The organism is Streptomyces sp. NPDC048606 (genome assembly GCF_040650855.1).
In the GTDB taxonomy this organism is placed as follows: Bacteria; Actinomycetota; Actinomycetes; order Streptomycetales; family Streptomycetaceae; genus Streptomyces.
Window position 1 is genome coordinate 43,100 of record NZ_JBEZIB010000023.1, and the last position, 25,392, is coordinate 68,491.

General features: G+C 74.8%; 25 protein-coding genes. 14 read left to right on the forward strand and 11 right to left on the reverse strand.

The genetic code is table 11. The features are described 5' to 3' along the window. Nucleotides 1-35: 35 nt before the first annotated feature. Both AB0D01_RS24090 and AB0D01_RS24095 read left to right on the forward strand, forming a co-directional pair. Nucleotides 36-1,925 (forward strand): CoA transferase, encoded by a 1,890-nt coding sequence (locus AB0D01_RS24090; RefSeq protein WP_363058512.1) that lies wholly within the window; start codon nt 36-38, stop codon nt 1,923-1,925. Further along, nucleotides 1,922-3,610, forward strand: coding sequence for a class I adenylate-forming enzyme family protein (locus AB0D01_RS24095; protein ID WP_363058514.1), 1,689 nt, complete (start codon nt 1,922-1,924; stop codon nt 3,608-3,610). The genes AB0D01_RS24090 and AB0D01_RS24095 overlap by 4 nt, the downstream gene beginning before the upstream one ends. A gap of 79 nt (nt 3,611-3,689) precedes the next feature. Here the strand turns inward: AB0D01_RS24095 and AB0D01_RS24100 are convergent, their stop codons facing one another. The 3 genes from AB0D01_RS24100 to AB0D01_RS24110 are packed head-to-tail and all read right to left on the reverse strand — an operon-like array spanning nt 3,690 to nt 5,958. Further along, nucleotides 3,690-4,502: a zinc ABC transporter substrate-binding protein gene (locus tag AB0D01_RS24100; RefSeq protein ID WP_363058516.1), complete on the reverse strand. Its 813-nt coding sequence runs from the start codon at nt 4,500-4,502 to the stop codon at nt 3,690-3,692. Next, the gene (locus AB0D01_RS24105) at nt 4,460-5,326 is read right to left on the reverse strand and encodes a metal ABC transporter permease (protein ID WP_363058518.1); all 867 of its coding nucleotides are present in this window, start codon (nt 5,324-5,326) and stop codon (nt 4,460-4,462) included. The genes AB0D01_RS24100 and AB0D01_RS24105 overlap by 43 nt, the downstream gene beginning before the upstream one ends. Then, nucleotides 5,323-5,958, reverse strand: a complete 636-nt coding sequence (locus tag AB0D01_RS24110) for an ABC transporter ATP-binding protein (RefSeq protein WP_363058520.1) — start codon at nt 5,956-5,958, stop codon at nt 5,323-5,325. Before AB0D01_RS24110 ends, AB0D01_RS24105 begins: the two co-directional genes overlap by 4 nt. A gap of 220 nt (nt 5,959-6,178) precedes the next feature. On the opposite strand from AB0D01_RS24110, the gene AB0D01_RS24115 reads away from it, so the two are divergent. The 4 genes from AB0D01_RS24115 (at nt 6,179) to AB0D01_RS24130 (ending at nt 10,043) form a co-directional block, all read left to right on the forward strand. Beyond that, on the forward strand, nt 6,179-6,856 hold the full coding sequence (locus tag AB0D01_RS24115) for a DedA family protein (RefSeq protein WP_363058522.1): 678 nt from the start codon (nt 6,179-6,181) through the stop codon (nt 6,854-6,856). Between the two features lie 173 nt (nt 6,857-7,029). Next, nucleotides 7,030-8,262: a histidine kinase gene (locus tag AB0D01_RS24120; protein WP_363058524.1), complete on the forward strand. Its 1,233-nt coding sequence runs from the start codon at nt 7,030-7,032 to the stop codon at nt 8,260-8,262. Further along, the gene (locus AB0D01_RS24125) at nt 8,253-8,897 is read left to right on the forward strand and encodes a response regulator transcription factor (protein WP_363058526.1); all 645 of its coding nucleotides are present in this window, start codon (nt 8,253-8,255) and stop codon (nt 8,895-8,897) included. Before AB0D01_RS24120 ends, AB0D01_RS24125 begins: the two co-directional genes overlap by 10 nt. A 39-nt stretch (nt 8,898-8,936) precedes the next feature. Next, complete coding sequence (locus AB0D01_RS24130; protein ID WP_363058528.1) at nt 8,937-10,043, forward strand: hypothetical protein; 1,107 nt, start codon at nt 8,937-8,939, stop codon at nt 10,041-10,043. A 16-nt stretch (nt 10,044-10,059) separates the two neighbouring features. Here the strand turns inward: AB0D01_RS24130 and AB0D01_RS24135 are convergent, their stop codons facing one another. From AB0D01_RS24135 to AB0D01_RS24150, 4 genes are all read right to left on the reverse strand, one after another. After that, nucleotides 10,060-11,667, reverse strand: a complete 1,608-nt coding sequence (locus tag AB0D01_RS24135; RefSeq protein ID WP_363058530.1) for an alpha/beta hydrolase — start codon at nt 11,665-11,667, stop codon at nt 10,060-10,062. Nucleotides 11,668-11,939: 272 nt separating this feature from the next. Next, nucleotides 11,940-12,848, reverse strand: coding sequence for an allantoinase PuuE (gene puuE, locus AB0D01_RS24140; RefSeq protein WP_363058532.1), 909 nt, complete (start codon nt 12,846-12,848; stop codon nt 11,940-11,942). Nucleotides 12,849-12,938: 90 nt separating this feature from the next. After that, nucleotides 12,939-13,271, reverse strand: a complete 333-nt coding sequence (locus tag AB0D01_RS24145; RefSeq protein ID WP_363058534.1) for a transcriptional regulator — start codon at nt 13,269-13,271, stop codon at nt 12,939-12,941. Continuing rightward, nucleotides 13,268-13,684 carry a hypothetical protein gene (locus AB0D01_RS24150; protein WP_363058536.1) on the reverse strand — a complete coding sequence of 139 codons (417 nt, stop codon included), beginning with the start codon at nt 13,682-13,684 and terminating at the stop codon, nt 13,268-13,270. Before AB0D01_RS24150 ends, AB0D01_RS24145 begins: the two co-directional genes overlap by 4 nt. A gap of 247 nt (nt 13,685-13,931) precedes the next feature. On the opposite strand from AB0D01_RS24150, the gene AB0D01_RS24155 reads away from it, so the two are divergent. Further along, nucleotides 13,932-15,344 (forward strand): hypothetical protein, encoded by a 1,413-nt coding sequence (locus tag AB0D01_RS24155; RefSeq protein WP_363058538.1) that lies wholly within the window; start codon nt 13,932-13,934, stop codon nt 15,342-15,344. Between the two features lie 111 nt (nt 15,345-15,455). Here AB0D01_RS24155 and AB0D01_RS24160 read toward each other — a convergent pair whose 3' ends face one another. Continuing rightward, entirely contained in the window at nt 15,456-16,097 is a 642-nt protein-coding gene (locus AB0D01_RS24160; RefSeq protein WP_363058540.1) for a GNAT family N-acetyltransferase, read from the reverse strand. A gap of 283 nt (nt 16,098-16,380) precedes the next feature. On the opposite strand from AB0D01_RS24160, the gene AB0D01_RS24165 reads away from it, so the two are divergent. The 4 genes from AB0D01_RS24165 to AB0D01_RS24180 all read left to right on the forward strand — a co-directional run bounded on the left by AB0D01_RS24165 (nt 16,381) and on the right by AB0D01_RS24180 (nt 19,464). Continuing rightward, nucleotides 16,381-16,842 carry a hypothetical protein gene (locus AB0D01_RS24165; RefSeq protein WP_363058541.1) on the forward strand — a complete coding sequence of 154 codons (462 nt, stop codon included), beginning with the start codon at nt 16,381-16,383 and terminating at the stop codon, nt 16,840-16,842. Nucleotides 16,843-17,107: 265 nt separating this feature from the next. Beyond that, nucleotides 17,108-17,644, forward strand: a complete 537-nt coding sequence (sigK, locus tag AB0D01_RS24170; protein WP_363058687.1) for an ECF RNA polymerase sigma factor SigK — start codon at nt 17,108-17,110, stop codon at nt 17,642-17,644. Further along, complete coding sequence (locus AB0D01_RS24175) at nt 17,641-18,393, forward strand: anti-sigma factor (RefSeq protein ID WP_363058543.1); 753 nt, start codon at nt 17,641-17,643, stop codon at nt 18,391-18,393. Before sigK ends, AB0D01_RS24175 begins: the two co-directional genes overlap by 4 nt. 48 nt (nt 18,394-18,441) lie before the next feature. Then, nucleotides 18,442-19,464, forward strand: coding sequence for a glycosyltransferase family A protein (locus tag AB0D01_RS24180; protein WP_363058545.1), 1,023 nt, complete (start codon nt 18,442-18,444; stop codon nt 19,462-19,464). Between the two features lie 112 nt (nt 19,465-19,576). On the opposite strand, the gene AB0D01_RS24185 is transcribed toward AB0D01_RS24180, so the two are convergent. Next, a complete protein-coding gene (locus AB0D01_RS24185; protein WP_363058547.1) occupies nt 19,577-21,757 on the reverse strand; it encodes a hypothetical protein in 2,181 nt (726 codons plus the stop codon). A gap of 229 nt (nt 21,758-21,986) precedes the next feature. Between AB0D01_RS24185 and AB0D01_RS24190 the strand changes: the two genes are divergently transcribed. Next, nucleotides 21,987-22,226, forward strand: coding sequence for a hypothetical protein (locus tag AB0D01_RS24190; protein ID WP_363058549.1), 240 nt, complete (start codon nt 21,987-21,989; stop codon nt 22,224-22,226). Nucleotides 22,227-22,277: 51 nt separating this feature from the next. Here AB0D01_RS24190 and AB0D01_RS24195 read toward each other — a convergent pair whose 3' ends face one another. Beyond that, the gene (locus AB0D01_RS24195) at nt 22,278-22,484 is read right to left on the reverse strand and encodes an antitoxin (RefSeq protein ID WP_363058551.1); all 207 of its coding nucleotides are present in this window, start codon (nt 22,482-22,484) and stop codon (nt 22,278-22,280) included. Nucleotides 22,485-22,685: 201 nt separating this feature from the next. Here AB0D01_RS24195 and AB0D01_RS24200 point away from each other — a divergent pair, with 201 nt between their 5' ends. Continuing rightward, complete coding sequence (locus AB0D01_RS24200; RefSeq protein ID WP_363058553.1) at nt 22,686-23,996, forward strand: alpha/beta fold hydrolase; 1,311 nt, start codon at nt 22,686-22,688, stop codon at nt 23,994-23,996. 9 nt (nt 23,997-24,005) lie between these two features. Here the strand turns inward: AB0D01_RS24200 and AB0D01_RS24205 are convergent, their stop codons facing one another. Continuing rightward, nucleotides 24,006-24,458 (reverse strand): hypothetical protein, encoded by a 453-nt coding sequence (locus AB0D01_RS24205; RefSeq protein ID WP_363058555.1) that lies wholly within the window; start codon nt 24,456-24,458, stop codon nt 24,006-24,008. 156 nt (nt 24,459-24,614) lie between these two features. Between AB0D01_RS24205 and AB0D01_RS24210 the strand changes: the two genes are divergently transcribed. Then, nucleotides 24,615-25,253 (forward strand): TetR/AcrR family transcriptional regulator, encoded by a 639-nt coding sequence (locus AB0D01_RS24210; protein WP_363058557.1) that lies wholly within the window; start codon nt 24,615-24,617, stop codon nt 25,251-25,253. Nucleotides 25,254-25,392: the final 139 nt, after the last annotated feature.

Here is a 25,392-nt window from a genome sequence, read left to right on the forward strand (position 1 = left end):
GGGCCACCGCCACGCGCCAGGAGAAGAGGAGGGGCATGGCGTCACCAGCCATCACCCAGACCGTCCGACCGCTCGAAGGGCTACGGCTCTCCGCCTCGGGTCCCCCCGAGTTGACCGACCTGGCCGCCGCCCATCTGCGGCTCCTCGGCGCGGACCCGAGGACGGACCCGAGGACGGAGCCCAGGACGGACCCGAGGACGGAGCCGGCCCGCGCGGACGACCGCGCGGCGCGCCTCGCCCTGTCGGGCGCCGACCACACCGACGTGCGGGCGTCGTTGGACTGGGCCGCGGATCCGGCGAGCGGCCTGCTCGACGAGGCCACCGTCCAGGCCGCCACCGGCATCGCCGCCGTCCACGGGCGCCGGGACGGCGCCCCGCACGGCCTCGCCCTCGACTACGCCGCCACCGCGGCGGGCGTCCTCGCCGTGCAGGGTCTGCTCGCCGCCCTGGTCGGTCGGGCCCGGGGCGCCTCCGCCGGCCGTACGGGGCCGAGCCGGGTGGCGACGAGCGTCGACCGCGCGGGCCTGCTGGCGGTGTCCCAGTACCTGGCCGCGGCCGGCGCCGACGAGCCCGAGGCCACCGAACTCGCCCCGGGCGGGCCCCCGTTCACCACCGCCGACGGCACCCCTTTCGAGCTGGAGACCCTGGACCCCGGGGCCTGGGCGGCGTTCTGGCGGGCCCTGGAGGCCCCCGCCGACGCCGTCCGATCCGGCTGGCGCCCCTTCCAGTTCCGCTACGCCACCGCCTGCGCGCCCCTGCCCGAGGCCCTGCACACCACCGCCCGCGCCCACACCTGGCGGCGGGTGCGGGAGGCCGCCGCGCTCTCCGGCGCCGAGGTCTGCCGGCTGTGGACCCTGGCCGAGCGCGCCGCCGAGCACGACGGCGCGGCGCCCTGGGACCTGGCCGCGTACGGCGCCGGACACCGCACCGCGCGGACCACGTCCACCACGTCCACCACGTCCACCACGTCCACCAGGCCCATCACGCCCATCACGCCCACCGTCGAACGCCCGCTGGCCGGGCTGACCGTCCTGGAGGCCGGCCGCCGCATCCAGGCCCCCCTGGCCGCGCACCTGCTGGGGCTGCTCGGCGCCGACGTCGTGCGGATCGAGCCCCCCGGCGGGGATCCGCTGCGCGCGATGCCCCCCGCCTGCTCGGGCACCTCCGCCCGCTGGCTCGCGCTCAACCGGGGCAAGCGGGCCGTCGAGGTCGACATCAAGTCCCCCGCCGACCGGCGCCGCCTCCTCGACCTGGCCGCCGAAGCCGACGTGTTCCTGCACAACTGGGCCCCCGGCAAGGCCGCCCAACTGGGCCTCGACCACGAGGACCTGGCCACCGCGAACCCCTCCCTCGTCTACGCCTACACCGGCGGCTGGGGCACGGGCCGCATCGACGACGCGCCGATGGGCACCGACTTCATGGTGCAGGCCCGCACCGGCGTCGGCGAGGCCGCCCGCCCGCGGGGCACCACACCCGCGCCCTCCCTCATGACCCTCCTCGACGTCATGGGCGGGCTCGTCGGCGCGGAGGCCGTCCTGGCCGGACTGCTGGCGCGCGAGCGCACCGGAGGGGGCGTACGCGTGGACTCCTCCCTGTTGGGCGCCTCCGACGTCCTCCTCGGGCCCGCGCTCGGCCGGGCGCGCCGCGGCGAGGACCCCCGCCGGCCGGCGGGCTTCCGGCGGCCCCTGCCCACCGCCGACGGATCGATCGCCCCCACCGACGCGTGCGCGGCGGCCGCCGCCGCGTACGACCTGACGGCCCTGTCCACCCCCGAGGCGCTCGCCCTGCTGCACGCGCACGGCCTCGCCGCGACCCCGGTCACCACCGACCTGTCCGACCTGCCGCACGACCCGCGCTTCACCGGCTCGATCGGCCGCGACGCGCACGGGGCCCCCGCCGTTCCCGACCCCTGGAGCTTCACGTGACCGTCGCCCTGCACGACCTGCTGCCCGCCGATCTGCGCCGCTCGTGGGTGGCCGACGGCACCTGCCCCGACCTCGACCTCTACAGTCTCTTCCGGGCCCGCCAGATCGCCGACCTGCACGCCACCGCCGTCATCGACGCCAAGGGCGCGCTCTGCTACACGGCGCTGGACCGCAAGGTCCGATGTCTGGCCACCGGCCTGCGCGACCTCGGCATAGGCCCCGGTGACGTGGTCGGCGTCCAACTGCCCAACGCACGCGAGGCCGTGATCGCCGACCTGGCCCTCGCCGCACTCGGCGCGGTGGCCCTGCCGTTCCCGGTCGGCCGGGGCGGCGAGGAGGCGCGGGGGCTGCTGCGGCGGGCCGAGGCCGTCGCCGTCATCGCCTCCGTCGAACACCGCGGCCACCACCACGCCGCCGACCTGCTGGCCCTCGCCCCGACCCTGCCGGCCCTGCGCCACGTGATCGCCGCCGGCCGCGCCGGCAGCGCGCCCGAAGGGACCGTCGCCCTCCACGCGTTGCTGCGCACCGACGCCTCCGCCTTCGTCCCCGCCCGCCCCGACCCCGACGGCGCCGCCCGCATCCTGGTGTCCTCCGGCTCGGAGGCGGAGCCGAAGATGGTCGCGTACTCGCACAACGCCCTCGCCGGCGGGCGCGGCAACTTCCTCGCCTCGCTGATGCCCGACCGGACGCCCCCGCGGTGCCTGTTCCTCGTACCGCTCGCGTCCGCGTTCGGCTCCAACGGCACGGCCGTCACCCTCGCCCGGCACGGCGGAACCCTCGTCCTGCTCGACCACTTCACCCCCGAGGCCGCCCTCGCGGCCGTCCGCGCCCACGAGCCCACGCACGTCCTGGGCGTCCCCACGATGGTGCGCATGATGCTCGAACGGCTCGACGCGGACGGCGGCACCCTCCCGTCACCCACCGCCCTGGTCCTCGGCGGGTCCGCCCTCGACGAGACGACGGCGGAACACGCGGGCCGGGCCTTCGGCTGCCCCGTCGTGAACCTCTACGGGTCCGCCGACGGCGTCAACTGCCATACCGGGCTGGGCCACGAGGTCCCGGAGGCGGACGGGAGCGGGGTCGTCGCCGGCCGACCCGATCCGCGCGTCGCCGACATCCGGATCACCGACCCGGGGACGCGCGAGAGGCTGCCGGACGGGGAGATCGGCGAGATCGTCGCACGGGGCCCCATGACCCCCATGTGCTACGTCGCCGCCCCGGACCTGGACGCCCGCTACCGCACCCCCGACGGCTGGGTCCGCACGGGAGACCTCGGCCTGATCGACAAGGACGGCGTCCTGCACGTCGTCGGCCGGCTCAAGGACATCGTGATCCGGGGCGGGGCCAACATCAGCCCCGCCGAGGTCGAACGGGAACTGGCCTCGCACCCGCGGGTCCGGGACGTGGTGTGCGTCGGCGTACCGGACGAGCTGATGGGCGAACGCCTCGCGGCCTGCGTGGTGCCGCGCGGCCCCGAGGCCCCCACGTTGGAGTCGCTGGGCGAGCACCTCACCCACCGGGGGCTCGATCGGCGCAAACATCCCGAAAGGCTGCTGGTGTTGACGCGGCTCCCGCTGACCCCGGCGGGCAAGCCCGACCGCGCGGCCCTGCGCGCCCGGCTGGCCCCGACCGCACCGCCCGCCCCGGCGGCCGGGGACAGACCGCCGCTCGCCCACGCGGGCTGACGGATCGGGCCGCCGACGCGCGGAGGGCGGGAAGGCGCTCCCGGCGCCCTCCCACCCTCCGCGCGCGCGGCGCCGTGCGTCAGGAGCCGGCCAGCGCCTTCTTCACCTCGGCCGCCGCGGCGCGGTAGACCGGCAGCAGGTCGAGGTCCGCGCCCGGGTAGTTGACGATCTTCACCTGCCGGGCGCCCGCATCCGGCAGGACCGTCCCCGTCGACATGTGGGCGTTGTCCAGGACCAGGGCCGGCTTCTTGGCGGAGAGCTCGGCGAGCCGCGCCGGGGTGACGGCCTCGGGCCCGTACGTACCCACGGTGGTGGCGCCGGCCAGCTTCGCCGACCAGGTGGTGAACACCTGGGCGACCACCGTGGGGCTCTTGCCCCCGGGCCAGGCCCCCCGCACGCCCTCGGCGAGCGCCGCGTACTCGGTGTCGAAGGCGGCCGACCACTTCGCGGCCGCCGCCTCGGTACCGAACAGCGCGCCCAGGCGGGCCACTTCCGCCTTGACCTTGTCGGCGTCGTTGTCGAGGTCGACCTCGACCAGCTTCGCCTTCGAGCCGGCCGCCTCCTTGATCTTCGCCGCGTACGGCTCGAACGGCGCGTACAGCACGAAGTCGGCCTTGCCGACGGCGGCGAGGTCGGACGGCTTGGGGTCGTAGTCCGGGGCGTGGTGCACGGACTGCGGGACGATGACCTTCACGTCCTCGGCGCCGGCGGCCTTCGCGAAGGCGCCCTCCCAGGTCGTGGTGACCACCACGACCGGCTTCCCGGCCCGGCCGGAAGCGCCGTCCTTCGAGGGGGTCGATGCGGTGTCGCCGCCGCTCCCGCAGCCGGTGACGAGGGCCAGTGCCGCGCTCAGTGCGAGGAGGGAAGCGAATCGGACGCGGGTGCGCGCCATGTGCGGATGCTCCGTTCGGGGAGGAGATGGACCGCGAGGACGACCGCCCCCGCGGTGAGGACGAGGACCGGGCCGGGAGGCCAGTCCAGCCGCAGGGCGACGAGGAACCCGATCAGGTTCACCGCCACCCCGATGCCGACCGCCCAGAGGGTGATCGACCGCAGCGAGGTGCCCAGCCGGCGCGCCGCGAGGGCCGGCAGCAGGGTGAGGGCGTCGACCAGCAACGCCCCGGTGAGCTTGATGGCCCCGGCCACCGCCACCGCGACCAGCACGAGCAGGGCCGTGGTCAACAGCCGGACCGGTACGCCGCAGCACAGGGCCAGCTCCCGGTCGTACAGCAGCAGCGCCACGTCGCGGCGCCGCCACAGGAAGAGGGCGGGTACGAGGACGGCGAGGGCGGCGAGCACCACCAGATCGGCGGTGCCGACGGACAGGATCGAACCCCACAACAGGGCGAACGCGCCCGAGGCGTTCACCCCGGAGACGGCCAGCACGAGCAGGGCGGCGGCGATGGCCAGGCTCATCAGCAGCCCCATCGCCCCCGACAGCCCGTCCGGCGTGCGCGCGAGCGGAGCCACCCCCGCGCCGGCCAGGGCGCAGGCCACCAGCGCGCACAGCATCGGGTCGAGGCCGGTCAGCAGGCCGACGGCGATGCCGAGCAGGGCGACGTGCATCATCGCGAAGCGCACCGGCATGATGTCGAGGCCCACGATGATCACCCCGATCACCGGCAGGCCGATCGCCGCCAACAGCAGCGCGATGCCCGCCCGTTGCACCGGCAGCAGTTGCAGCAGTTCGCCGAGGTCGGCGCCCGCGAGGATCACCGGACCTCCCGCAGGCGGCCCGCGGCCATCTCCAGCACCCGGTCGCAGCGCTCCGCGAGCGCCCGGTCGTGCGTGACGACGACGAGCGTCACGGGCAGCGTGACCAGGACCCCGGCGGCCTCTTCCTGCCCCTCGAAGTCGAGGGCGGCGGTCGGTTCGTCGGCCAGCAGCACCTCGGCGCCGGCGGCCACCGCGCCCATGGCCCGGGCCAGGTACACGCGTTGCAACTGGCCGCCCGAGAGGGTGTGCAGCGGCCGTCCGAGCAGCGGGCCGACGCCGAGCCCCTGCGCGGCGTCGACGGCCTCCCGCGGGGCTCCGCTCGCCGCCAGCAACTCGGCGCCGAGCAGCGGGAACCGGCCGGTCGCGGGCTTCTGCGGGATCCAGGCGCAGGCCCGCCGCCGCCAAGCCCACTCGGCGGCCGAACCCGTACCGCGACCGCCGACCAGGATGCTCCCGGACACCTGACGGTGCAGTCCGAGGACGGCGCGCAACAGGGTGGTCTTGCCCGAGCCGTTGGTCCCGGTCAGCGCGACGCGCTCGCCCGCCCCGATCTCCAGGTCGACGTCGGCGACCGCCTCGATTCGACCGTGGCGGCAGACGACCCCCCGCATGCGTACGTCCAGCCCGCCCATCCCTCGCCCTTCCGCAGCGCCGCGCCCGTTTCACGCAGGTGGTCGCACGAGGACCGCCCCCGGTTCCCGCAAGTGCGGTTTCCCGCAGGAAGGGCCCTGCGGACCACCGCAGCCGGTCGGACGGCAAACCCCATACCGGCGCGGAGCGGTGGTTTCGAGGATGGAGGCGTACCCGGGACGGCCGTTCCGGGCGATCGACGCCGACACCCGGAGGCACCCCGTGCAGCTCGTCCACCTCGCCCGAACCACCCACGCGGCGCTGCCGCGGGAGCCCGCCGGGGGATTCGCCGGCTGGGCCGCCGACCTCGTCGACACGATGGGCGGCCCGGGGGCCGGCCTGGCCATCGCGCTGGAGAACCTCTTCCCCCCGCTGCCCAGCGAGGTGATCCTGCCGCTGACCGGCTTCGCCGCGGGACAGGGAGTGATCAGCCTCGCCTCGGCCCTGTTCTGGACCACGCTCGGATCGGTGGTGGGCGCCGTCGCCCTGTACTGGATCGGCATGCTCTTCGGCCGCGAACGCGTCCACGCGATCTGGGCCAGGCTGCCGCTGGTGAAGACCTCGGATCTGGACCGGACCGAGCGGTGGTTCGCCCGGCACGGCACCAAGGCCGTCTTCCTCGGCAGGATGGTGCCGATCTTCCGCAGCCTGATCTCCGTACCGGCCGGCGTGGAGCGCATGTCGATGCCGGTCTTCCTCTCGTTGACGGCGGCCGGCAGCCTCCTTTGGAACAGCGTGCTGGTGATGGCGGGTTACTGGCTGGGCGACCGGTGGGACGTCGTGGAGACCTACGTCGGCGTCCTGTCGAAGGTCGTCCTGGTGCTCGTCGTGATCGCCCTGGTCTGCTACGTCGCCGTACGGCTGCGCGGGCGCACCGCCCGGCACCGTCGCACTTCGTGACCGGCGGGACCCGCCCGCGGCGCCCCCCGCACCCGCGACGATCTTGCCCGGGTCGGATCCCCGGACTAGGGTCGGACCCCGTGCCAGGGGAATCGGCGGAAGCGGCGTCGGCGACGGACCGTCGGCGTCCTGCCGAGCCCGCGGGCCCGCGACGCGCAGCGGATCCGGCGGACGTGCCATGCGGCGCGCCACCGGCCGGCGACGGCCCGGCCCACGACCGCCTCGCCCACGACCGCCTCGCCGACGACCGCCTCGCCGACGGGCCCGACGGGACGCCCACCGCGTGGCCCCGGCGCGCCCTCGGCGCCCTGCTCGGTTGCGCCACCGCCCCGCTCGGCGCCGGACACCTCCTCCTCGCGGGCGCCGCCCTCGGCCCGTTCCTGCTGTGGCAGCGCACCCGCCCCGACGCCCTGCGCGCCCTGGCGGCCGGAGCCCGCCGGCTCGCCACCCTGGAACGCACCCGCCGGCGCGTCTTCTTCGGCGACCGCTTCCCGCGCTCCTACGAGGCCTCGGACGCGAAGATCCTGCGCTACCTCGCCCGGCGCAGCGCCACGGGACTGCTGTGCGCGGTCGTGATCGGCCTGCTGGGCTTCGGCGCGGTCCTGGCCGGCCTGCTGATCGCGTCGGCCGCCCGGGGCACGCTCGGCTGGAGCGAACTGCTGACCCAGGTGTCGTTGGGCGGCGTCCTGCTCTTCCTCGACCTCCAGGGCCTGTACTCGCTGGCCGCCCTGGACGCGCGGATCGCCCGGGAGTGCTTCGGCCCCTCCGAACGGGAGCTGCTGAGGCGGCGGATCGAGGAGTTGGCCACCAGCCGCGCCGCGGTCGTCCGGGCCGTGGACGCGGAACGCCGACGCATCGAACGGGACCTGCACGACGGCGTCCAACAACGCCTGGTGGCGCTCGCCGTGGTGCTCGGCCGCGGCCGCCGCGCCCGCGCCCCCGAACAGGCGAGGGCCCTGCTGCTCCAGGCGCACCAGGACTCCCAGGACATGCTGACCGAACTGCGCGAAGTGGCCTGGCGGGTCTACCCGTCGGCCCTGGACAGCCTCGGTCTGCACGAGGCGCTGGGCGGGGTCGCCGAACGGTGTGGCCTGCCGCTGCGCATCGCGTTCGAGGTCGAGGGACCCCTGCCCGGCCCCGTGGAGACCGCCGCCTACTTCGTCGTCTCCGAGGCCGTGACGAACGCGACCAAGCACTCCGGGGCCACCGCCCTGTCCGTCCGCGTGACGCGGCGCGGGGACCTCCTCGTGGTGCGCGTCGAGGACGACGGCAAGGGCGGCGCCGACCCGACCGGCGGCGGACTGACGGGGCTCGGCGGCCGGGTGGCCGCACTGGACGGGACCCTGCGCATCGACAGCCCCCTCGGGGGACCGACCACCCTCACCGCGGAGCTGCCGTGCGCGTGATCCTGGCCGAAGACTCCACCCTCCTGCGGGAGGGCCTGGTCCGCCTGCTGGTCGAGGAGGGCCACGAGGTCGTGGCCGCGCTCGGCGATGCCCGGTCGCTGATCGAGGAGGTCGACGCGCGGCGCCCGGACATCGTCGTCGTCGACATCAGGATGCCCCCGACCCACACCGACGAGGGACTGCGCGCCGCGGTGGACATCCGCGAACGGTGGCCCGACGTCGGCGTCCTGGTCCTCTCCCAACACATCGAGCGCAACTACGCCGCCCGGCTGCTGGCGGTCAACGCCGAGCGGGTCGGCTACCTCCTCAAGGACAGGGTGGCCCAGGTCGACGACTTCCTGGACGCGCTGGAACGGATCCGCTCCGGCGGGGCGGTGATCGACCCCGAGGTCGTACGCCGCCTCGTGGTGCGCACCACGCACGGCGACCCGTTGGCCCGGCTCACGCCGCGCGAGCGGAGCGTGCTGGAGGCCTTGGCCGAGGGGCACACGAACACGGCGATCGGACAGAAGCTGCACATCTCCCTGAGCGCGGTGGAGAAGAACCTCAACGCGGTCTTCGACAAGCTGGAGCTGACCCGCGCCACCGGCTACAGCCGACGCGTCCTGGCGGTGCTGAGGTACCTGGAGTCGTAGCCGACGGCGCTGTCGGTGGCGGGGGCTACGGTCGGGGTCATGAAGACGATCTCCGTACACCTGCTCGGTTCGGTCCCCCTGGTCGGCGGGGGTGAACTGATCGACGGGTTCGCCCTGGAGGCCCGGGGCGGCACCAGCCGGCGCGCACTGCTGCGCTCCGGAGACGACCTGCTGGTGTACGACCTGGACGACGACCGGTACGAACTGGACGACCTGGGGAAGGGCGGCCCGCCGGCCCCCGTCGCCGCCTTCCCCCTGCCGTGGCCGGGATGGCGCCTGGGGGAGCATTCGGTGGCGCCGGACGCCGGTTTCGCCGCCTTCTCCGGGCAGCGCTCCGTCCGCGCCGTCGCGGCGGACGGCGCCACCCTGTGGGAGTACCGCCACGGCTGCTGGGACCAGCGGTTCGGACACGAGCACACCGGTGACGAGGGGCAGGTCTGCGGCGGCAACGAGTCCGGCTCCTGCCGGGTCTCCGACGACGGCGCCCTGGTGTGGGCGCACGTCGTCGCCCCGCACACTCCCGAGGAGCCCGACGCCTACGACGAGTGCTGGGTGGTCCTCGACGCCCGCGACGGCGCCGAACTCGCCCGGATCCCGCTCACCAGCGTGACCTCCGGCTCGAACCACCTCTCGCACCCGGACGGCGTCCACATGGGCCTGGGCATCGGCATGGGGCAGGACGGCATCCTGCTGCACTGGGCCCGCTGGGACGGCTCCGAGGTCACCACGTGGGACGTCAACGAGACCGAGGACCGCATCCTCATGGACGTCCACCCGGCCCACGCGGGCTTCCTGACGGTCGAGCACTACGGCGAGGACGTGCGGCTGCACGCCCTGGACGGCAGCGTCCTGGCCACCGGGCCGGCGCCGGCCGCCGAGGGCGGCGACGAGGCGGACGACTGCCGCCCGTGGGACTACGCCTGCGGCTTCGTCGACGCCGACACCGTCATCGCGACCACCACCGAGTACGACGAGGACCCCGATCTCCCCGCCCACTGGCTGCTGGACTCCCGGACGCTCACGGTCCGCGGCACCGTCGACTACCCGCGCCCCGTCGAGGGTCTCGTCCGGCCGCTCGGCGACGGCACCTGGCTCACCCACGACGCGGAGGCGGGGCTCCTGCACCGCTGGGCCGTCACGCGCTGAGCCCCGGCGCCGGGGCTCAGCGCGGGAAGGGGATCACGTCGCGCGTCTCGTCGACCTCGACGCCCGGGACACGGAGGCCGACCGGCTCCGGGGGAGCCTCGTCCGCGCAGACGGTGCCCCGCGCGGGCAGCGCCAGCGTGGCGAGGTAGTCCGTGACCAGGGCGCTGACGCACGCGCTCCGGTTGTACGCGGTGTGTCCCTCGGCGGCGAAGGTCAGCAGCCGACCGTTCTCCAGCGTCCCGGCGAGGGCCACCGCGTCCCGGTACGGGGTGTCCGGGTCCCCGGTGGTGCCGAGGACCAGGATGGGGGCGGAGCCGGCCGCCCGGTAGGAGCCCTCGAACCGGCTGGGGCGCGGGGCCGACCACTGGGCGCAGGTCGGCGCGTGGTTGTGGTCGTAGGTGGGCGGACCGAGCCCGATCGGGGGACCCAACAGCGGGGAGAGGGCGACGTTCGCGCTCACCACCGTGCCCGCGAGCGGCCGGCCGGTCGGATAGGCGCGGTCGACGCACTCGACGGCCAGGTTGACGTTGAGGAAGTCGAAGGTCCCGGGGGAGGGCGGTGACAACAGGAACGAACTGCGCCGTTCCCGGGCCGACTTCAGGGCCTGCCCCAGGTAGGGCCAGACGACCCTGCCCGAGTTGATGTTGAACATGAGCCGGTAGGCGAGGGTGTGGCCGCTCGCCGGGCGCCCGCTCGGGGTGATCACGGGGTCGGCGTCCAGGTCCCGCTTGAGCCGCTCGAAGGCCTGACGGGGCCGGCCCTCCCCGAACCCGCAGAGCTCGGCCTCGGCGGCGCACCAGTCCAGGAAGCGGCCCACCGCCGCGTCGAGGGCGACGAACTGGGCGGTGTCGTAGGCGTACGGCAGGTCCGCGTAGAGATGGGGGTCGTAGGCCCCGTCGAGGGCCATGGCGCGCACGCGCCGAGGGAACAGGGAGGCGTACACGGTGCCGACGTAGCTGCCGAAGGAACGGCCGTAGAAGGAGAGCGTCTCCTCGCCCAGGGCCCGGCGCAGCAGGTCGAGGTCCCGGGCGTTGGACGCCGTACCGATGAACGGCACCAGTTCGCCGGCGCGTTCCCGGCAGGCGTCGGCGAAGTCGCGGCCCTGCGCCAGCGCGGTCCGCAGTGCTCCGGGGCCCGGTACGCCCCGCGCGGCGTCGACGGCGGCGGTGTACCGCGCGTCGTTCCAACACTCCACCTGTCCGCTGCGCCCCACGCCCCGCATGTCGTACCCGACGACGTCGAAGGAGTCGCGCAGGGCGGCGGGGAGGGCGTCGTGGCTGCCGCGGGCGAAGTCCACGCCGGAGTTGCCGGGGCCGCCGGGGTGCAGGACCAGGACGCCGGTGCGTCGGGCCGGATCGGCCGCGGGGCGCCGGGTGACCGCGAGCGGGATCGTGCGCCCGGTGGGTGCGTGGTGGTCCAGCGGCACGCGGGCGGTCGCGCACTCGAAACCGTCCGCCGGTCCGTCGCAGGGACCCCAGGACAGGACGGGCACGGGTGGGTCGGCGAGGGGCGTCGCCGCGCCGGCCCCGGGCGCCCCGCCCAGCAACGCGGTGGCGGCGATCAGCGCGAGGGACGTGCACAGGGCGAGGCGTCCGCGCGGTGCGCCGGTCGAAGGGGTCTGCATGCGCGGTCCTCCGTCATGGTGGGCGGATCGTGCGAGGACGACGGGGTGGCCGGCCCGTGCCGCGGGTCCGCCAACGGCAGTCGACTCCTGCTTACCACCGGGCGGGGAGCCCCGCCCGCCCCCGGCGCGAACGCGCGCCCCGTGGGAAGGCGTACGGGGCGCCGGGCGGCGGGGCCGGACGGGTGAGCGGGTGACGGCGGACGGCCCCCCACGGCGGGCCGTTCCCCGGCGGGGCCCGCGCCCGCGCCGACGTCGGGGCCCGAGCCGCCGGTTCAGTCCCGGGGCGGGTGCGTGGCGAGCCAGTGGCGCGCGATCTGCTCGCGCGTGGCCACCCAGGCTCCGCCGAGCTGGGCGACGTGCCGCAGGAACCCGTCGAGCGCGCGGACGCGGCCGGGCCGGCCGAGGATCCGGGCGTGCATGCCGACGCTCATCATGCGCGGGCGGTCGGCCCCCTCGGCGTGCAGGGTGTCGTACGTGTCGACGAGGTAGGAGAGCATGTCGTCGGCGGTCGTGAAGCCGTGGACGAGCAGGAACTTGAAGTCGTTGGCGTCGAGGCTGTAGGGGACGACGAGGTGCGGCCGGCCGGCCGTCTCGACGTAGAAGGGCAGGTCGTCCGAGTAGTCGTCGGAGTCGTAGAGGAAGCCGCCCTCCTCGACGACGAGGCGTCGGGTGGCGGCGCTGGTCCGGCCGGTGTACCAGCCGACGGGCCGGCGGCCGACGAGCCGCTCGATCGTCGCGAGGGTGCTCGCGACGTCGGCGCGCTCGATGTCCTCGGGGACCTCGCGGTAGTCGATCCAGCGGCGGCCGTGGCCGGCCACCTCCCAGCCGGCGGCGCCCATCGCCCGCGCCGCCTGCGGGTTGCGTTCGAGGGCCTGCCCCACGGCGTGGACGGTGACCGGCGCGTGGTGGGCGGCCAGCGTGCGGTGGAGGCGCCAGAACCCGGCGCGCGCACCATAGGCGAACATGGATTCGACGTTCAGGTCGCGTCCGCCGATCACGGGCGGCGCGCCGACGATCTCGTGGAGGAAGGCCTCGGAGGCGGGATCGCCCTCCAGGACGTTCCGCTCGCCGCCCTCCTCGTAGTTGAGGACGAGGCTGACGGCGACGCGGGCGCCGCCGGGCCAGGCGGGGTGCGGAGGCTCGGCGCCGTGGCCGACGAGGTCGCGCTGATGCTCGGACACGGCCGCACCCTACCGCCGATGGGCCGCCCGGTCGCGGTGGCGCAGCCGCGTCGCCCGGAGCCGCCGTTCGGCACCCTCCGGCGCCGTCCGTCAGACCGGCGGGCCCGCGATCGCCGTGAGCGCGGCGATGTGTCGCCGGTACGCGGCCGTCCCCTCCGGCGTCAGGGACAGCCAGGTCCGCGGCCGGCGCCCGACCTGCCCCTTCTCCACGGCCACCCAGCCCGCCTCCTCCAGCCGGGAGACCTGCTTCGACAACGCGGAGTCGGTGATCTCCACCAGGTCCCGCACGTAGGCGAACTCGGCCTTCTCCACCGGGGCGAGGGCGGCGACGATCGAGAGGCGCACGGCCGAGGACAGCAGCGGCGCGAGCGCGTGACGAGGATGCGGGGCCCGCACCGCGTCCGGGGACGGTTCCGGCTTCATGCGGTGCGCGCCTCCCGTCGGGCCGCGTAGGCGGCGGGCAGCGCGCAGACGAGGGCGGCGACGACCGCGAAGGGGACGCTGCCCACGAAGAGGGTGAGGCCGAGCGCGAGGACCGACAGGTAGGCGAGGGTCCAGGCGCCGATCACCTGGAGGTGCAGCCGGGCGTGGCCGCGCGGGACCACGGGCTGCCGGGTGGCGAACACGGACAGCCCGACCACGACGAGGGCGTTCGCGAGCGTGCTGACCACCGTGCCCGTCGGCCCGCGCCACAACAGGACGGAGGGGACCACGACGAGCTGCCACGCGGCGAACAGCCACAGGTAGCCGGTGTACCAGCGCGAGCGTCCCCGTGTGCTCGCCTCGATCAGCGCGATCCCCTTCAACGCGGCCGCGGCGTCGGCGTGTTCGCCCATGACAGACCCCTCCCGTGGTCGCCGGGCTCCTCGGACCTGCCGGCCCGGCATCTACTTTCCACATTAGCAAGTACTTGCCGGACGGGGGAGTGGGTGCGGTGGTCGAGGAAGTCGAGGGGGCCGGCGACCGTCCGCCGGGGTCCGCGTCCGGTCCCCGCGCCGCCCCGCCGGACCCTTCCCGCCCGCCTGCCGGCCGGGGGCCACCTGCCTCGGTGGCCCGCGGGCGTACGGGGCTACTGTGACCCGCATGATCACCGACGCGGGGGAGCCGACCATGAACGACAACGCCCAACGGCCCGTGACGCTCATGATCGGCGGCGGCGCCGCCGCGCCGGCCCGACCGGCCGGGGCCCTGCTGGTCGACGACCGGGGCGGCCTGTACCACCGGGGCGTCGTCGCCGACCTCGCCCACACGCCCGACCAGCTGCGCGGCCTGGTCGGGTACGGCCTCGACCCGTACGCCTACGCCGCCCCCGCGCAGCGGGTCCCGGCGGCGGCCGTGGCGATGTGGCTGGACCGACTGGCCGCCTCCGGACCGGTGGTCGACGGTACGGCCGAGCTGGCGCTCGACCGGGAGCGTCGACTGGTCGCGGCGATCCACCCCGCGGGAGCCGCCGACCGGGTCGTCCTCGACGTCGAGGGCATACCCACCCTGGCCCCCGGTCTGCCCCCGCAGCTGGTGCCCGGCACCGGACCCGAGCTGCACTCCTTCGACTGGGCCGCCGGCCAGCTGCTCGCCGACCTCGTCAGGACGGGGCCGGTGGGCAACGGCGCGGCGACGGCGTTGGTCGACCTGCTCAACCGACAGGGCGGCCCGGCGGACGTACTGGCCCTGCTGGACCACGTCGACCCGCAGCTGCTCGCCCGCGCCACGGCCCCGATCGAGGCGATCCGGGCGTTCGCCGGCTACCTGCGGGCCGGTGAGAGCGCCCCCGGACGGCTGTGCTTCGGTGACGCGCTGGTGTACGGGCGGGTCGCGGCGACGGCCGCCGACAGCTGGATCGTGGCCGGCGGCGGGGACCACGCGCTGGCCGCGGCCGAGGCCGTCCTCATCGGCAACCCCGCCGCCCGAGTGACCCTGGTCGCCGGGGAGATGGAGCCGGCGGCGCTCGGCACCGCCCGCTACCTCGACCTGTGGCGCCGGCACACCGCGGCCGGAGGGGGCGACGGCCGGCTGGAGTTCCGTACCGGGGTCGAGCCCGGGCCGATCGTCCTCACCGCCTCCGGCCGCTTCGCGGAGGGCGGGGTGGAGGCCGACGGCTACGCGGCGTCGATCGGTCGGGCCCGCCGCCTGCCGCTCGCCGTGGGCCGCCTGGCGCGCTGGGCCCGCCAGGCGGGCGGGCAGGTCACCGGCACGCTCCTGTTCGACACGGACCTCCAGTACCTCGGCTACCGGCTGCACTTCGCCGCCGAGGGCCTGCTGCACCAGGTGGACGTGACCGGGGCCGCCTCGTGGTTCCTGCCGGCCGACGTGTTCCCGGCGGAGGAGGCCCGCAGGGTGGAACTGATGGGGCGTCGCGCCGTGCCGCCGGAGTCGGGCATCACCCCCACCGACCTGCTGCCGGTCGTGGAGCAGGGCGCCCGCCTGGCGGCCGCCCGCGGGCAGTGGGCGGTGCGGGAGAGCGCGACGGTGCCGGAGCGGTGGGTGCCGTCGTACTGAGCCGTTGCCCCGGGGTCGTGTGCCCGGGGCGTTCCCCCGGGCCGCCCCGCCCGGCGGTGTGTCGGGGTCGCGGGGGAGGCGCCCCCCCCGCGACCCCGAAGCCTCACCCGCTCAGGGGTGCAGGGGCGCCGCCCCCGCCACGGGCAGCCGTGCGGGGCGGTCGAGGAAGGCCAGAACGGCCCGCTTCTCGGGGAGGTGGATCTCCGGAAGGTCGATCTCGGGCAGGGTGATCTCGCCCTGGCGCACGAAACCGATCCGGCCGAGCAGGGCGATCGCCTTCTCGTTGCGCGCGTCGGGCTCGCCCACCGCGCGCAGGACGGCCGGGTCGCGGAAGGTGAAGCGGATGAGGGAGTCGACGAGGGTGCGGCTGTAGCCGGGACGGGGGCGGTCGGTGATCGGCGCCAGCATCAGGTGGACGCCGATGTCGCCCTCCCGCACCTCGTAGCACTCGCTGACCCGGTCCTCCTCCGGCTGGTACGTCTGGAAGAGCGCCACGGGCTCGTCGTCCAGCCGGACCATGTACGCGTGATGGGTGTCCCGGCGGTCCACGTCCTCGTAGATCTCCTGCACCAGCTCACGACCGGCGCCGTTCATGCCCCAGAACGCGGCGCGCTCCTCGACGACCCAGGAGTGCAGCACGGCGGAGTCCGCGGCGGGGTCGACGGGGGTGAAGCGGACGGTGCCGAAGCCCTCGACGGTCTCGCAGTACACGTCGGCGCGCGGGGTGGTGAGGACGGCGGACTCGGGTCTCATGCGGCTCTCGGTTCCTTCGTGACGGCGGGTTCCGGTCGGGGTGCCCCCGCCGACCCGCAAGCTCATTAGGTAAGGCTGGCCTAAGTGTAGATCGTCGTAGCGGGGGCGGTGCGCGGACCCCACCCCTATCGGGAATCGCCTGGTCAAGGCGATTTCGAGCCTGATTCTGGAAATTTCCCATCTTTCGCCCTGTGGGCACCGAATACACACATGAGGCTCCCGAGCCTCTCGGGGCTCAAGGGACGCCGATCCGACTGCGTGAAGAGGGAAGGAGGCGAGGGTGATGACCGCTTCACTGCGCGCCCGGCGCGTGCTCGTCGGGGTCACCTCGGCCGGACTCCTGGCGGGTGGGTCGCTGCTGGGGCTCTCCGGCACCGCCGACGCGGCCCCGGCCGCGTCGACCGCCGTGAGTTCGACGCCCGCGGCCGACCGCGACAACCGCGACCGTGACCGCGATAATCGTGACAACCGGTACAACTGGGACAACCGTGATCACCGGGACCGCCACGATCGCTGCACCTGGGTCAAGGGCAAGTGGGGCAAGAAGTGGGTGAAGGGCCACTGGGAATGGAAGTGGCACTCCGGTGGCTGGCGCCAGGCCGACCGTGACCACGGCGACAAGCGTGATCACGGCGACAAGCACGACGGCCGGTGGGGAAAGGGCTACTGGAAGAAGTACTGGGTTCCGGGCCACTACGTGAGCCAGTGGATCCCCGGTCACTGGAACTGCCACGGAAAGTGGTAGCGCCCCGCCTCGACGCGACGGGGTCCCGCGGCGGTGACACCGCCGCGGGACTTCCGGGAGCCGAGGCCCCGGACGCCGTTCTCCCGACAAGGACAGCCATGCGACGCAGACGCCACCCCCGGCCGGCGGGCCCCGACCGCCTCCGAGCCCCCCGCACCGCGCGGGCCCGAGGATCGGGACCCGGCCCGTGAGTCGGCCCCTCCCGTTCGGCCCCGGACCGGGCCCCGGCCCCGGACCGGGCCCCGAAGCGGGCCGGCGCACCGACCTGGCCCAGGTCATGCGCAGGGTCGCCCACGGTGACAAGGACGCGTTCTCCGACCTCTACGACGTCCTCGCGCCGCTCGTCTTCGGCATCGTGATCAAAGTCGTCCGCGACCGCGCCCAGTCCGAGGAGGTCACACAGGAAACCATGATCGACGTCTGGCGCCAGGCCGCCCGCTACCGGCCCGAATCCGGCAGCGTCACCACCTGGGCCGCGACCATCGCGCACCGTCGGGCCGTCGACCGGGTCCGCTCCGCGCAGGCGTCCGCGGTCCGCGAGCAGGTCCAGGCCGCCCACGCCCACGAGACGGCGTTCGACGAGGTCGTCGAACAGGTCGAATCCCGGCTCGACGGCGAACGGGTGCGCCGTTGCCTGCGGTCCCTGACCGAGCTCCAGCGCGAGGCCGTGACCCTGGCCTACTACCGGGGCCTGACCTGCCGCGAAGTCGCGGAAACCCTGGACACACCCCTCCCCACCATCAAGACGCGCATGCGCGACGGCCTGATCCGCCTCCGCGACTGCATGGGGGTGACCACATGAACAGGAACCGGCCCGACGCCCACGCGCTCACCGCCGCCTACGTCCTGGACGCCCTGGACCCCGCCGAACGCGAGCGGTTCGCCGCCCACCTCGCCACCTGCGAGGCCTGCCGCCGCGAAGTGGCCGAGTTCCAGGCCACCACGGCACGCCTGGCCGCCGCGGTCGGTCGCACGCCGTCCGCCTCCGCGAAGCGCCGGACCCTGGCCGCCGTCGACACCGTGCGCCAACTCCCGCCCCGCGCCGCCGTGGTCACCACCCCGACCACCCTCCGCGACGTGCTGCGCCGCCGGGCCGGGATCCTCATCGCCGCCGCGAGCGTGCTCGTCGCGGCCTCCTTCGCCGGGCTGGCCGTATGGCAGCACCAGGAGAGCCGCGCGTACGAGGAACGCGCCCGACAGAGCCAGCAGCGCCTCGACGACGTCACCTCCATCCTCGCCGCACCCGACGCCCGCACCTCCCACGGCCGGACGACCAACGGGGCGTCCACGACGGTGGTGGCCTCCGCGCGACAGAACAGGGCCGTCTTCACGGCCACCGGCCTGCCGCTGCCGGTCGGCGGGAAGACCTACCAGCTGTGGCTCGACCACGGGGGCTCCGTGCGCCCCGCCGGCTTCCTCCGCCAGGACGGCAGCGTGCTCATCGACGGCGACACGACCGACGCCGGCCTGATCGGACTGACCCTCGAACCCGCGGGCGGATCCCCGCAACCCACCACGGTCCCGCTGCTCGTGATGGACCTGCCGGCCTGAGGCCGCCGACCCCTGGCGGCGCGCCGCGCCATGGTCCATGATCACCGGATGGCCGGATGGAGACCCACCGAAGGACGGGGCCCCGCGCCCCGCGAGGACCGCTCCGGGGCGGGAACGCCCGTGTTCGTCATGCCGTACTACGGCGACGGGCCCGATGCCCCCGACCACCTGCACCAGGCCGTCGAGAGCCTGCGGGCGCAGACCGACCCGGCGTGGCGCCTGGTCCTCGTCGACGACGCCTCTCCCCGCCCCGGCGGCCGGGACGCGGTCGGCGAGGTGCGTGAGGCGGACCCCGCGCGGATCACCGTGCTCCGGCAGCCCACGAACCGGGGCCAGGGGCACGGCCGCAACGAGGGCGTGCGCTGGGCCGCCGGGCGGGGCGCGCCGTTCGTCCTCTTCCTGGACGCCGACGACATCGCGCACCCGCGACGGTTGGAACGGACCCGACGGACCTTCGCCGACCGCCCCGAAGTCGACTTCCTCTACTCCTCGTTCACCGTCGTCGACGAACGCGGCGATGGGGTGGCCCCCGACCGACTGACCCCGTCCGTGCGGGAGATACTCGACTCCCACGCCAGGGCGCCCGAAGGACCGGACGCCTGGATCCGGATCGGTGTGGAGACCGGCTACACCTCGCTGACCTCGACGGTGTCCGTCCGTACCGCCCTCGCCTCCGCGCACCCCTTCCCGGAGGTACGCGGTTCAGAGGACGCGCACACCTGGCTGCGGATGGCCGCCGGCGGCACCTGCGTCGCCTACGAGCCGGACATCCCCGCCCGGTACCGGATCCCGCAGAGCGCGGACGGCTCCCGCGACCGCGGCCGGATCGGCGTCCACGCCTACTACCGCAGGAAGGCCGAGGTCGACACCGACGGCTTCCGCCGGGCCCTCGCCATCGCGCTGCGGCGCGGCACCATCACCGCCCACGAGGCACCCGAGCTGCTCGCGGCGTTCCTGCGCCGGCTGGCCCTGACGATGGAACGCGAGGGGCGCCCCGACCTGGCCGCCGAGATCCTCGCGGCCCCGGAGGCCGCGTCCGCGCGGACCGAAGGCCTCCGGCCGGCCCGCTGATACGGCGGGCCGGCCGGAGGCTTCACGTGAGCGGCGAGGAAGGCGAAGGGGCTAATCGGAGTGGGTGGAGAAGGAAGCCCCCTCATGGCCTCGCCTGCGCCCACCCTAACAGTCAGGCCGGGATCAGGTCGCGGAGGTTTTCCGGGGTGACGATCCGCGAATCGGGATGCAGCCCGTCGGGCCGCTCCAGACCCAGATAGGTGACGGGGCCGGCCGGGACCGTCACCCCGTCCCACAGGGTGACGGTCGTCGCCTCACCGGTCATCAGGTCGGCGAGGTGGCGCACCGTGAGCTGTTCGCGCTCGACGACCGCGCGCAGCAGCGTCGCGACCGTCACCCGGTTGCCCTCCACTCGGTTGGCGGCCGGGCTCCCCGTCAGGTACAGGTGCAGCCACTTGGCGTACCACCGGCCGTCGGGCCCGCGCAGGAACGCGAGCGGCAGCGCGACCCGGCCGGGACCGCGCAGGTCCGACTTCATGCGCACCGTACGGGCCTCGAAGGGGCGGCCCCCTTGTTCGCCCTCGCGCAGCATGAACCCGAAGAAGGACTCCTCGACCTCCTCGAAGCCCTCCCCGGAGAAGATGTTGACCTGGGGCACGACGCAACTGCCCCGTACGGCGCCCAGGCGCAGGTTGATGAACTCCGAGGCCCCGTCGGCGGCGTCCGTGATGTCGCCGGAGTGCTCGCCCTCCGCCTCCTGGAGGTTGGTGTACGACAACCAGCACACGGTCTCGTACTCGTCGTCCAGCATCAGCGCGGACAGGTCGTAGTCCGTGGAGCGCGCGGCCTGCTTCCAGTACACGAAGAAGCGCAGCAGTTCCCCGTCGACGGGGGAGACCGAGCCGCGCGGCAGCACCCCGAGCCCCGCCGCGGTGGCCTTGCCGCTGAGGGGCAGGGCCACGTCCAGGATCTGCGGGTCGATCAACAGGTGCCGCGCGACGGGCAGTCGGCGGCGCAGGTCGGCGTCGAGCGAGGCCGTCAGGCGCTCGCACTCCGCGGCGGGAAGCGGCGGCCGGGTGTCGTCGGTGACCCAGGCCCGGCCGAGGCGGTTGACGAACACCCGTCGCCCCCTTCGCCGGTCGGTGCCCTTCCCCCGGTCGTGCAGGTGCTGACGTGCCGACAGCACGACCCGCCCCGACACCCGGGGGAGGACCCGCTCGGCGGCGGTCACGACGGCGTCGCGCTCGTCCCGGCCGTCCGCGAGGCGCAGCAGCCGGTCCAGGGAGCGCAGGAGCCTGCCGGGCGCGGCCGTGAGCAGTTCGGCCGCGCCGGTGACGTCGTCCGCGTCGAGGAGGCCCTCGACGCGGCTCTCCAGGCTCGGCGCGGCCTTCTGTCGGCGGGCGACGGCGAACACGTCGGCCGCGTGCGGCCACCGCGGGTATTCGTGCGGGTGCAGTCGCTCGCCCAGGCGCTTCCAGGCCTCCCGGTGCGCGTGCACGTCGGCGAGTTTCGCCGGAGAGGCGGCGACGACCGCGTCGAGGCCGGCCAGCAGGGTGCGGCGCACGGCGCGGGGCAGGTTACGGAACCGCGTGGGCTCCCGCAGGGTCACGTCCCCGTCCGCGAGCGCGCAGGCCAGCCGCAGCACGTCGGTGACCGTGTCCAGCAGCGGTTCCGCGCCGACCGTCAGCCGGGCCCGGTTGACCTCGGCCCGGTTCTCGCGCACCGGTATCTCCGGCGGCTGAGGTCCGTCGGCGCAGTGGGCGGCCAGGTCCCGCAGGTCCCGCAGCCCCTCCTCGCCCAGCGGCGTGGTGCCGCCCGCCAACGCCAGGTAGAGGGAGGTGAGTTCGTCATCCGCCGGATCGCCCAGGTGGAGGACCGTCATGCGGTCGCCCGCCGCGGCGACCAGCTCGTCGTGGTGGTCGAGCATCTCGGCGTAGGCGTGCCGGTAGTTGCCGTAGGCGGGGAGGGTGAGCAGGTCCACCAGGCCGTCGCCGAGCCGGTCGAGCACGTTCGGGCGGGCGTCGTCGTCGGCGAGGGCGTCGGCCAGGCACCGGGCCCAGAAGCCGAAGGTGTCCGGCACGTTGGCCGGGAAGTCGATGAAGTAGACGTTGTGCCGCACGTGGTCGCCGACCATCGCGCGGACGGTGTCCAGCGTGTGCGCCGCTGTGGCGACGACCGCGTCCTCGGCCAGTCCCGACAGGTGCCGCAACAGCCCCGTGGAGAGCTTGAAGCCGACGGACATCAACGCGGCGTCGAACCTGCGGGCCGCCGCCCCGCCTTCCCCGACCGGCCCGGTGGGGCGGGGGACGCGACGGGTGTGCCGGACGACAAGAGGGGTGAGTTGCTGGACCATTGGCCCATGATCCCAAGGCCGGGCGGGCGACCGCACCCGGGTTTCGCCGGGCGGGTCGGCCCCGGGGGCGCGGACCGCGCGGTCCACGTACGGCGGGCGCGGCGAGGGCTCCACCGGGTCCGGTCGGACCGCGCGGCACCGCGCCGCGTTGGGCCGTACGGGAAGCCGATCGGACCCCCGGAACGTGTCGCCGCGCCCGTCACCGGCGCCGGCGTGGAACCGTCGCCGTATGACCGAAGGACTGACACCTCACCTCTCCCCGGCCCGGATCACCGTGCTGGGCGTCCAACCCGGCAACCCGCCCTTTCGCATCGTGGAAGTCGACGGGGAATTCGTCGGCAGGGCCATGTCGATGACGGACGTGTTGCTGGTCGCGGCGGACATGGGCATCCAGATCAAGGACCTCGACGACCTCGACGAGGTGCAGTGGGTCGGCGGCGGCAAGTTCACCTGGACCACGAACCAGTAGGACGCGGAAGAGGCGGCCCGGCCGCGGCCGTGCCGCAGGAGCCCGCCGGGCTCAGGGCTGCGGCGGGCGCTCGCCCCCCGCGGTGGGCGGCGGCTGGGTACCGAGCTGGTCGTTGATCCTCTTCTGCACCTCGTCCACCTGGCCCTGGTACTTGTTCTGGGTCTTGGCGTCGAAGGCGTCTCCGGCCTTCTCGACCCCTTGGCGGGCCACGTCCTCGTGGCCCTTGAGGAGCCCCTTGAGCTTGTCGAGCATGGACATGCCTCGTCCTCTCTCCGGGATGGCTGTACACCCAAGTCTCCGACCGAGGGTTCGCCCGCGCATCCGGAGCCGGCGCGGGACCCGCTCCCGGGGCCGCGCCGGTAGCCTGGGCGCCGAAAACCGTACGGCGCGCCGGCCCCGGTCCGGCCTCCCGTCCGGCCTCCCGTCCCTCCGCGCCGGTCACCGCACCCAGGGAGCCCCGTGACCACCGACTTCAGCTACCGTCAGCCCGGCGTCGTCCTGACCGACCACCACTTCACCGTTCCGCTGGACCACGCGGACCCGGACGGCGAGTCCATCGAGCTGTACGCCCGCGAGGTCGTCGCCGGCGGCAAGGACCCCGACACCCTGCCCTGGCTGCTGTACCTGGAGGGCGGCCCCGGCTTCGGCGCCCGCCGGTTCGTCGGGCGGCAGGCCTGGCTGGAGCGGGCCCTCGACGAGTACCGGGTGCTCCTCCTCGACCAGCGCGGTACGGGGCGCTCCACCCCGGTGTCCCGGCAGACCCTGCCGCTGCGCGGTACCCCCGAGCGGCAGGCCGCGTACCTCGCCCACTTCCGGGCCGACTCGATCGTGCGCGACTGCGAGGCCGTACGCCCCCTCCTGACCGGCGGCGCGCCCTGGACCGTACTGGGCCAGAGCTTCGGGGGCTTCTGCGCCACCCACTACCTCTCCACCGCCCCCGAAGGCCTGAGCGCCGCCCTGATCACGGGCGGTCTGCCCGCGCTGGACGCCACCGCCGACGAGGTGTACCGGGCGGCGTACGCCCGGATCGAGCGCAAGAACCTCGCCCACTACGCCCGGTACCCGATGGACGTCGACCGGGTCCGGCGGATCGCCGCGCACCTCGCCGAGACCCCGACGGACCTCCCCGGCGGCCACCCGCTCACCGTCGACGCCTTCCGTTCCCTCGGCATCCTCCTCGGCACCGGGGACGGCGGCCACCGGCTGCACTACCTCCTGGAGGACGCCTTCGTGCCGACCCCCGCCGGGCCGGCCCTCTCCGACGCCTTCCTGGAGGGCGTCCGCGCGGAGCTGTCCTTCGCCGCGCACCCGCTCTACGCGCTGATCCACGAGTCGATCTACGCCCAGGACCCGGCCGTGCCCACCGCCTGGGCCGCCGACCGCGTCCTCGCCGAACAACCCCGCTTCGACGCCGCCGCGACCCTGGCCGGCGACGGGCCGCTGCTGTTCACCGGCGAGAGCGTGCACCCCTGGCACTTCAACACCGACCCCGCGCTCGTCCCGCTGCGCGAGACCGCCGAACTGCTGGCCGCCCGTACGGGATGGCAGCCGCTGTACGACCCGGCCCGCCTCGCGGCCAACGAGGTGCCCGTCGCCGCCGCCGTCTACCACGACGACATGTATGTGGACACCGCGCACTCGCTGCGCACCGCCCGGGCGATCCGGGGCCTGCGGACCTGGGTGACGGACGAGTTCGAACACGACGGCGTCCGCGCGGGCGGCCCGCGCGTCCTGGACCGCCTGCTGTCCCTCGTGCGCGACGAGGTCTAGCCGAGGGGCCTAGCCGAGGGGCCGGAGGTCGGGGCCGGAGAGTTCGGCGTCCGCCCGGGCCGTGACGTGCGCGAGGGCGCGGGCGGCGATCTCGCGGTCGGCGGTGGGGAGGTCGCCGTACAGCCGCTCGGTCAGCGCGGCCACGGCGTCGGTGAACCCCCGGTGCACCCGGTCGCCCGCGTCGGTGAGGGCGCCTGCGGCGTCGACCAGGCCCTCCTCGGCGAGTTCGTCGAGGAGGGCGTGTGCCCGCGACGCGTCGATCCGCAGCGTCGTCGCCACCCGGTCGACGGCACCGTCGCGGTCGAAGCCGTCGGCGACGGCCTTGAGGGCCACGGACCGGTGGAAGGTCAGGCCCGAGCCGGCGAGGAGGCGGTCGCGTACGGCGGCGATCGCGTGGTAGGCGAGGCCGATGGTCTGACCGGTGAGGAGGGGGGCGGTCGCGGGGGCGGCGGGCGTGGTCATGGTGGTGATCTCCCTCGGGGCGGTGCGTCTGCGGGCTGTGACCGACCATCAATCGGAGGGCTCTCCGGTTGGCGTGCCGCAACCATAAGCGGAGAGAGCTCCGATTCTCAAGGGGTAACCGGAGAACTCTCCGTTCCCTCCGCTACGCTGCTCCGCATGACCGCCCCCACCGAGCGCGCCGACGCCGCCCGCAACCGCCTGCGCATCCTCGACGCCGCCCGGCGCCTCCTCGCGGCGGACGGGTTCGCCGAACTGTCCCTGGACGCGGTGGCCAAGGAGGCCGGGGTCGGGGTCGGCACCGTCTACCGCCGCTTCCGCGACCGGCCGGGACTGGTCTACGCGCTGATCGAGGACAACGAGAACCGCTTCCAGGAGGCCTTCGCGCGCCGCGAGGGCGCGACCCCCGCCGCGCGCGAGCGACTGCGCGCCTTCCTCCACGGCATGGCCGAACTGGTCGAGGAAAACCGCGCGTTGCTGCTCCTCGCGGAGGCGAGCGCGCCCGCCGGGCGTTACCACAGCGCCCCCTTCCGTCGGCATCACGGGCAGATCGTCGACCTGGTCGCGGAACTCGCCCCCGGCGCGGACGCCGCCTACGTGGCGGACCTCCTCCTCATGGCCTACACCCCGGGGCTGTTCGACTTCCAACGCACGGAGCGTGGCTGGGACCTGGACCGCATCAAGCGCGGGCTCGACGTGTTCGTCGCCGGCCTCGGCGCGGCGGAGGACGAGGGGAAGGGCGAGGGGAATGCCGAGGGGAAGGGCGAGGGGGAGGGGCGCACGTCGTCGCCCGGGTGATCGGGGCCGTCGGGCGGGCGTCACCCTTCGGGTGGCGCGTACGCCCGCGCCGCAGTGCGGTCGACGGTCGTCCCGCCGCCGTGCCGGACGGGGGCGCGCACCCGGTGTGATCGGCGGTGCCCGCCGCCGGCGGAACGTT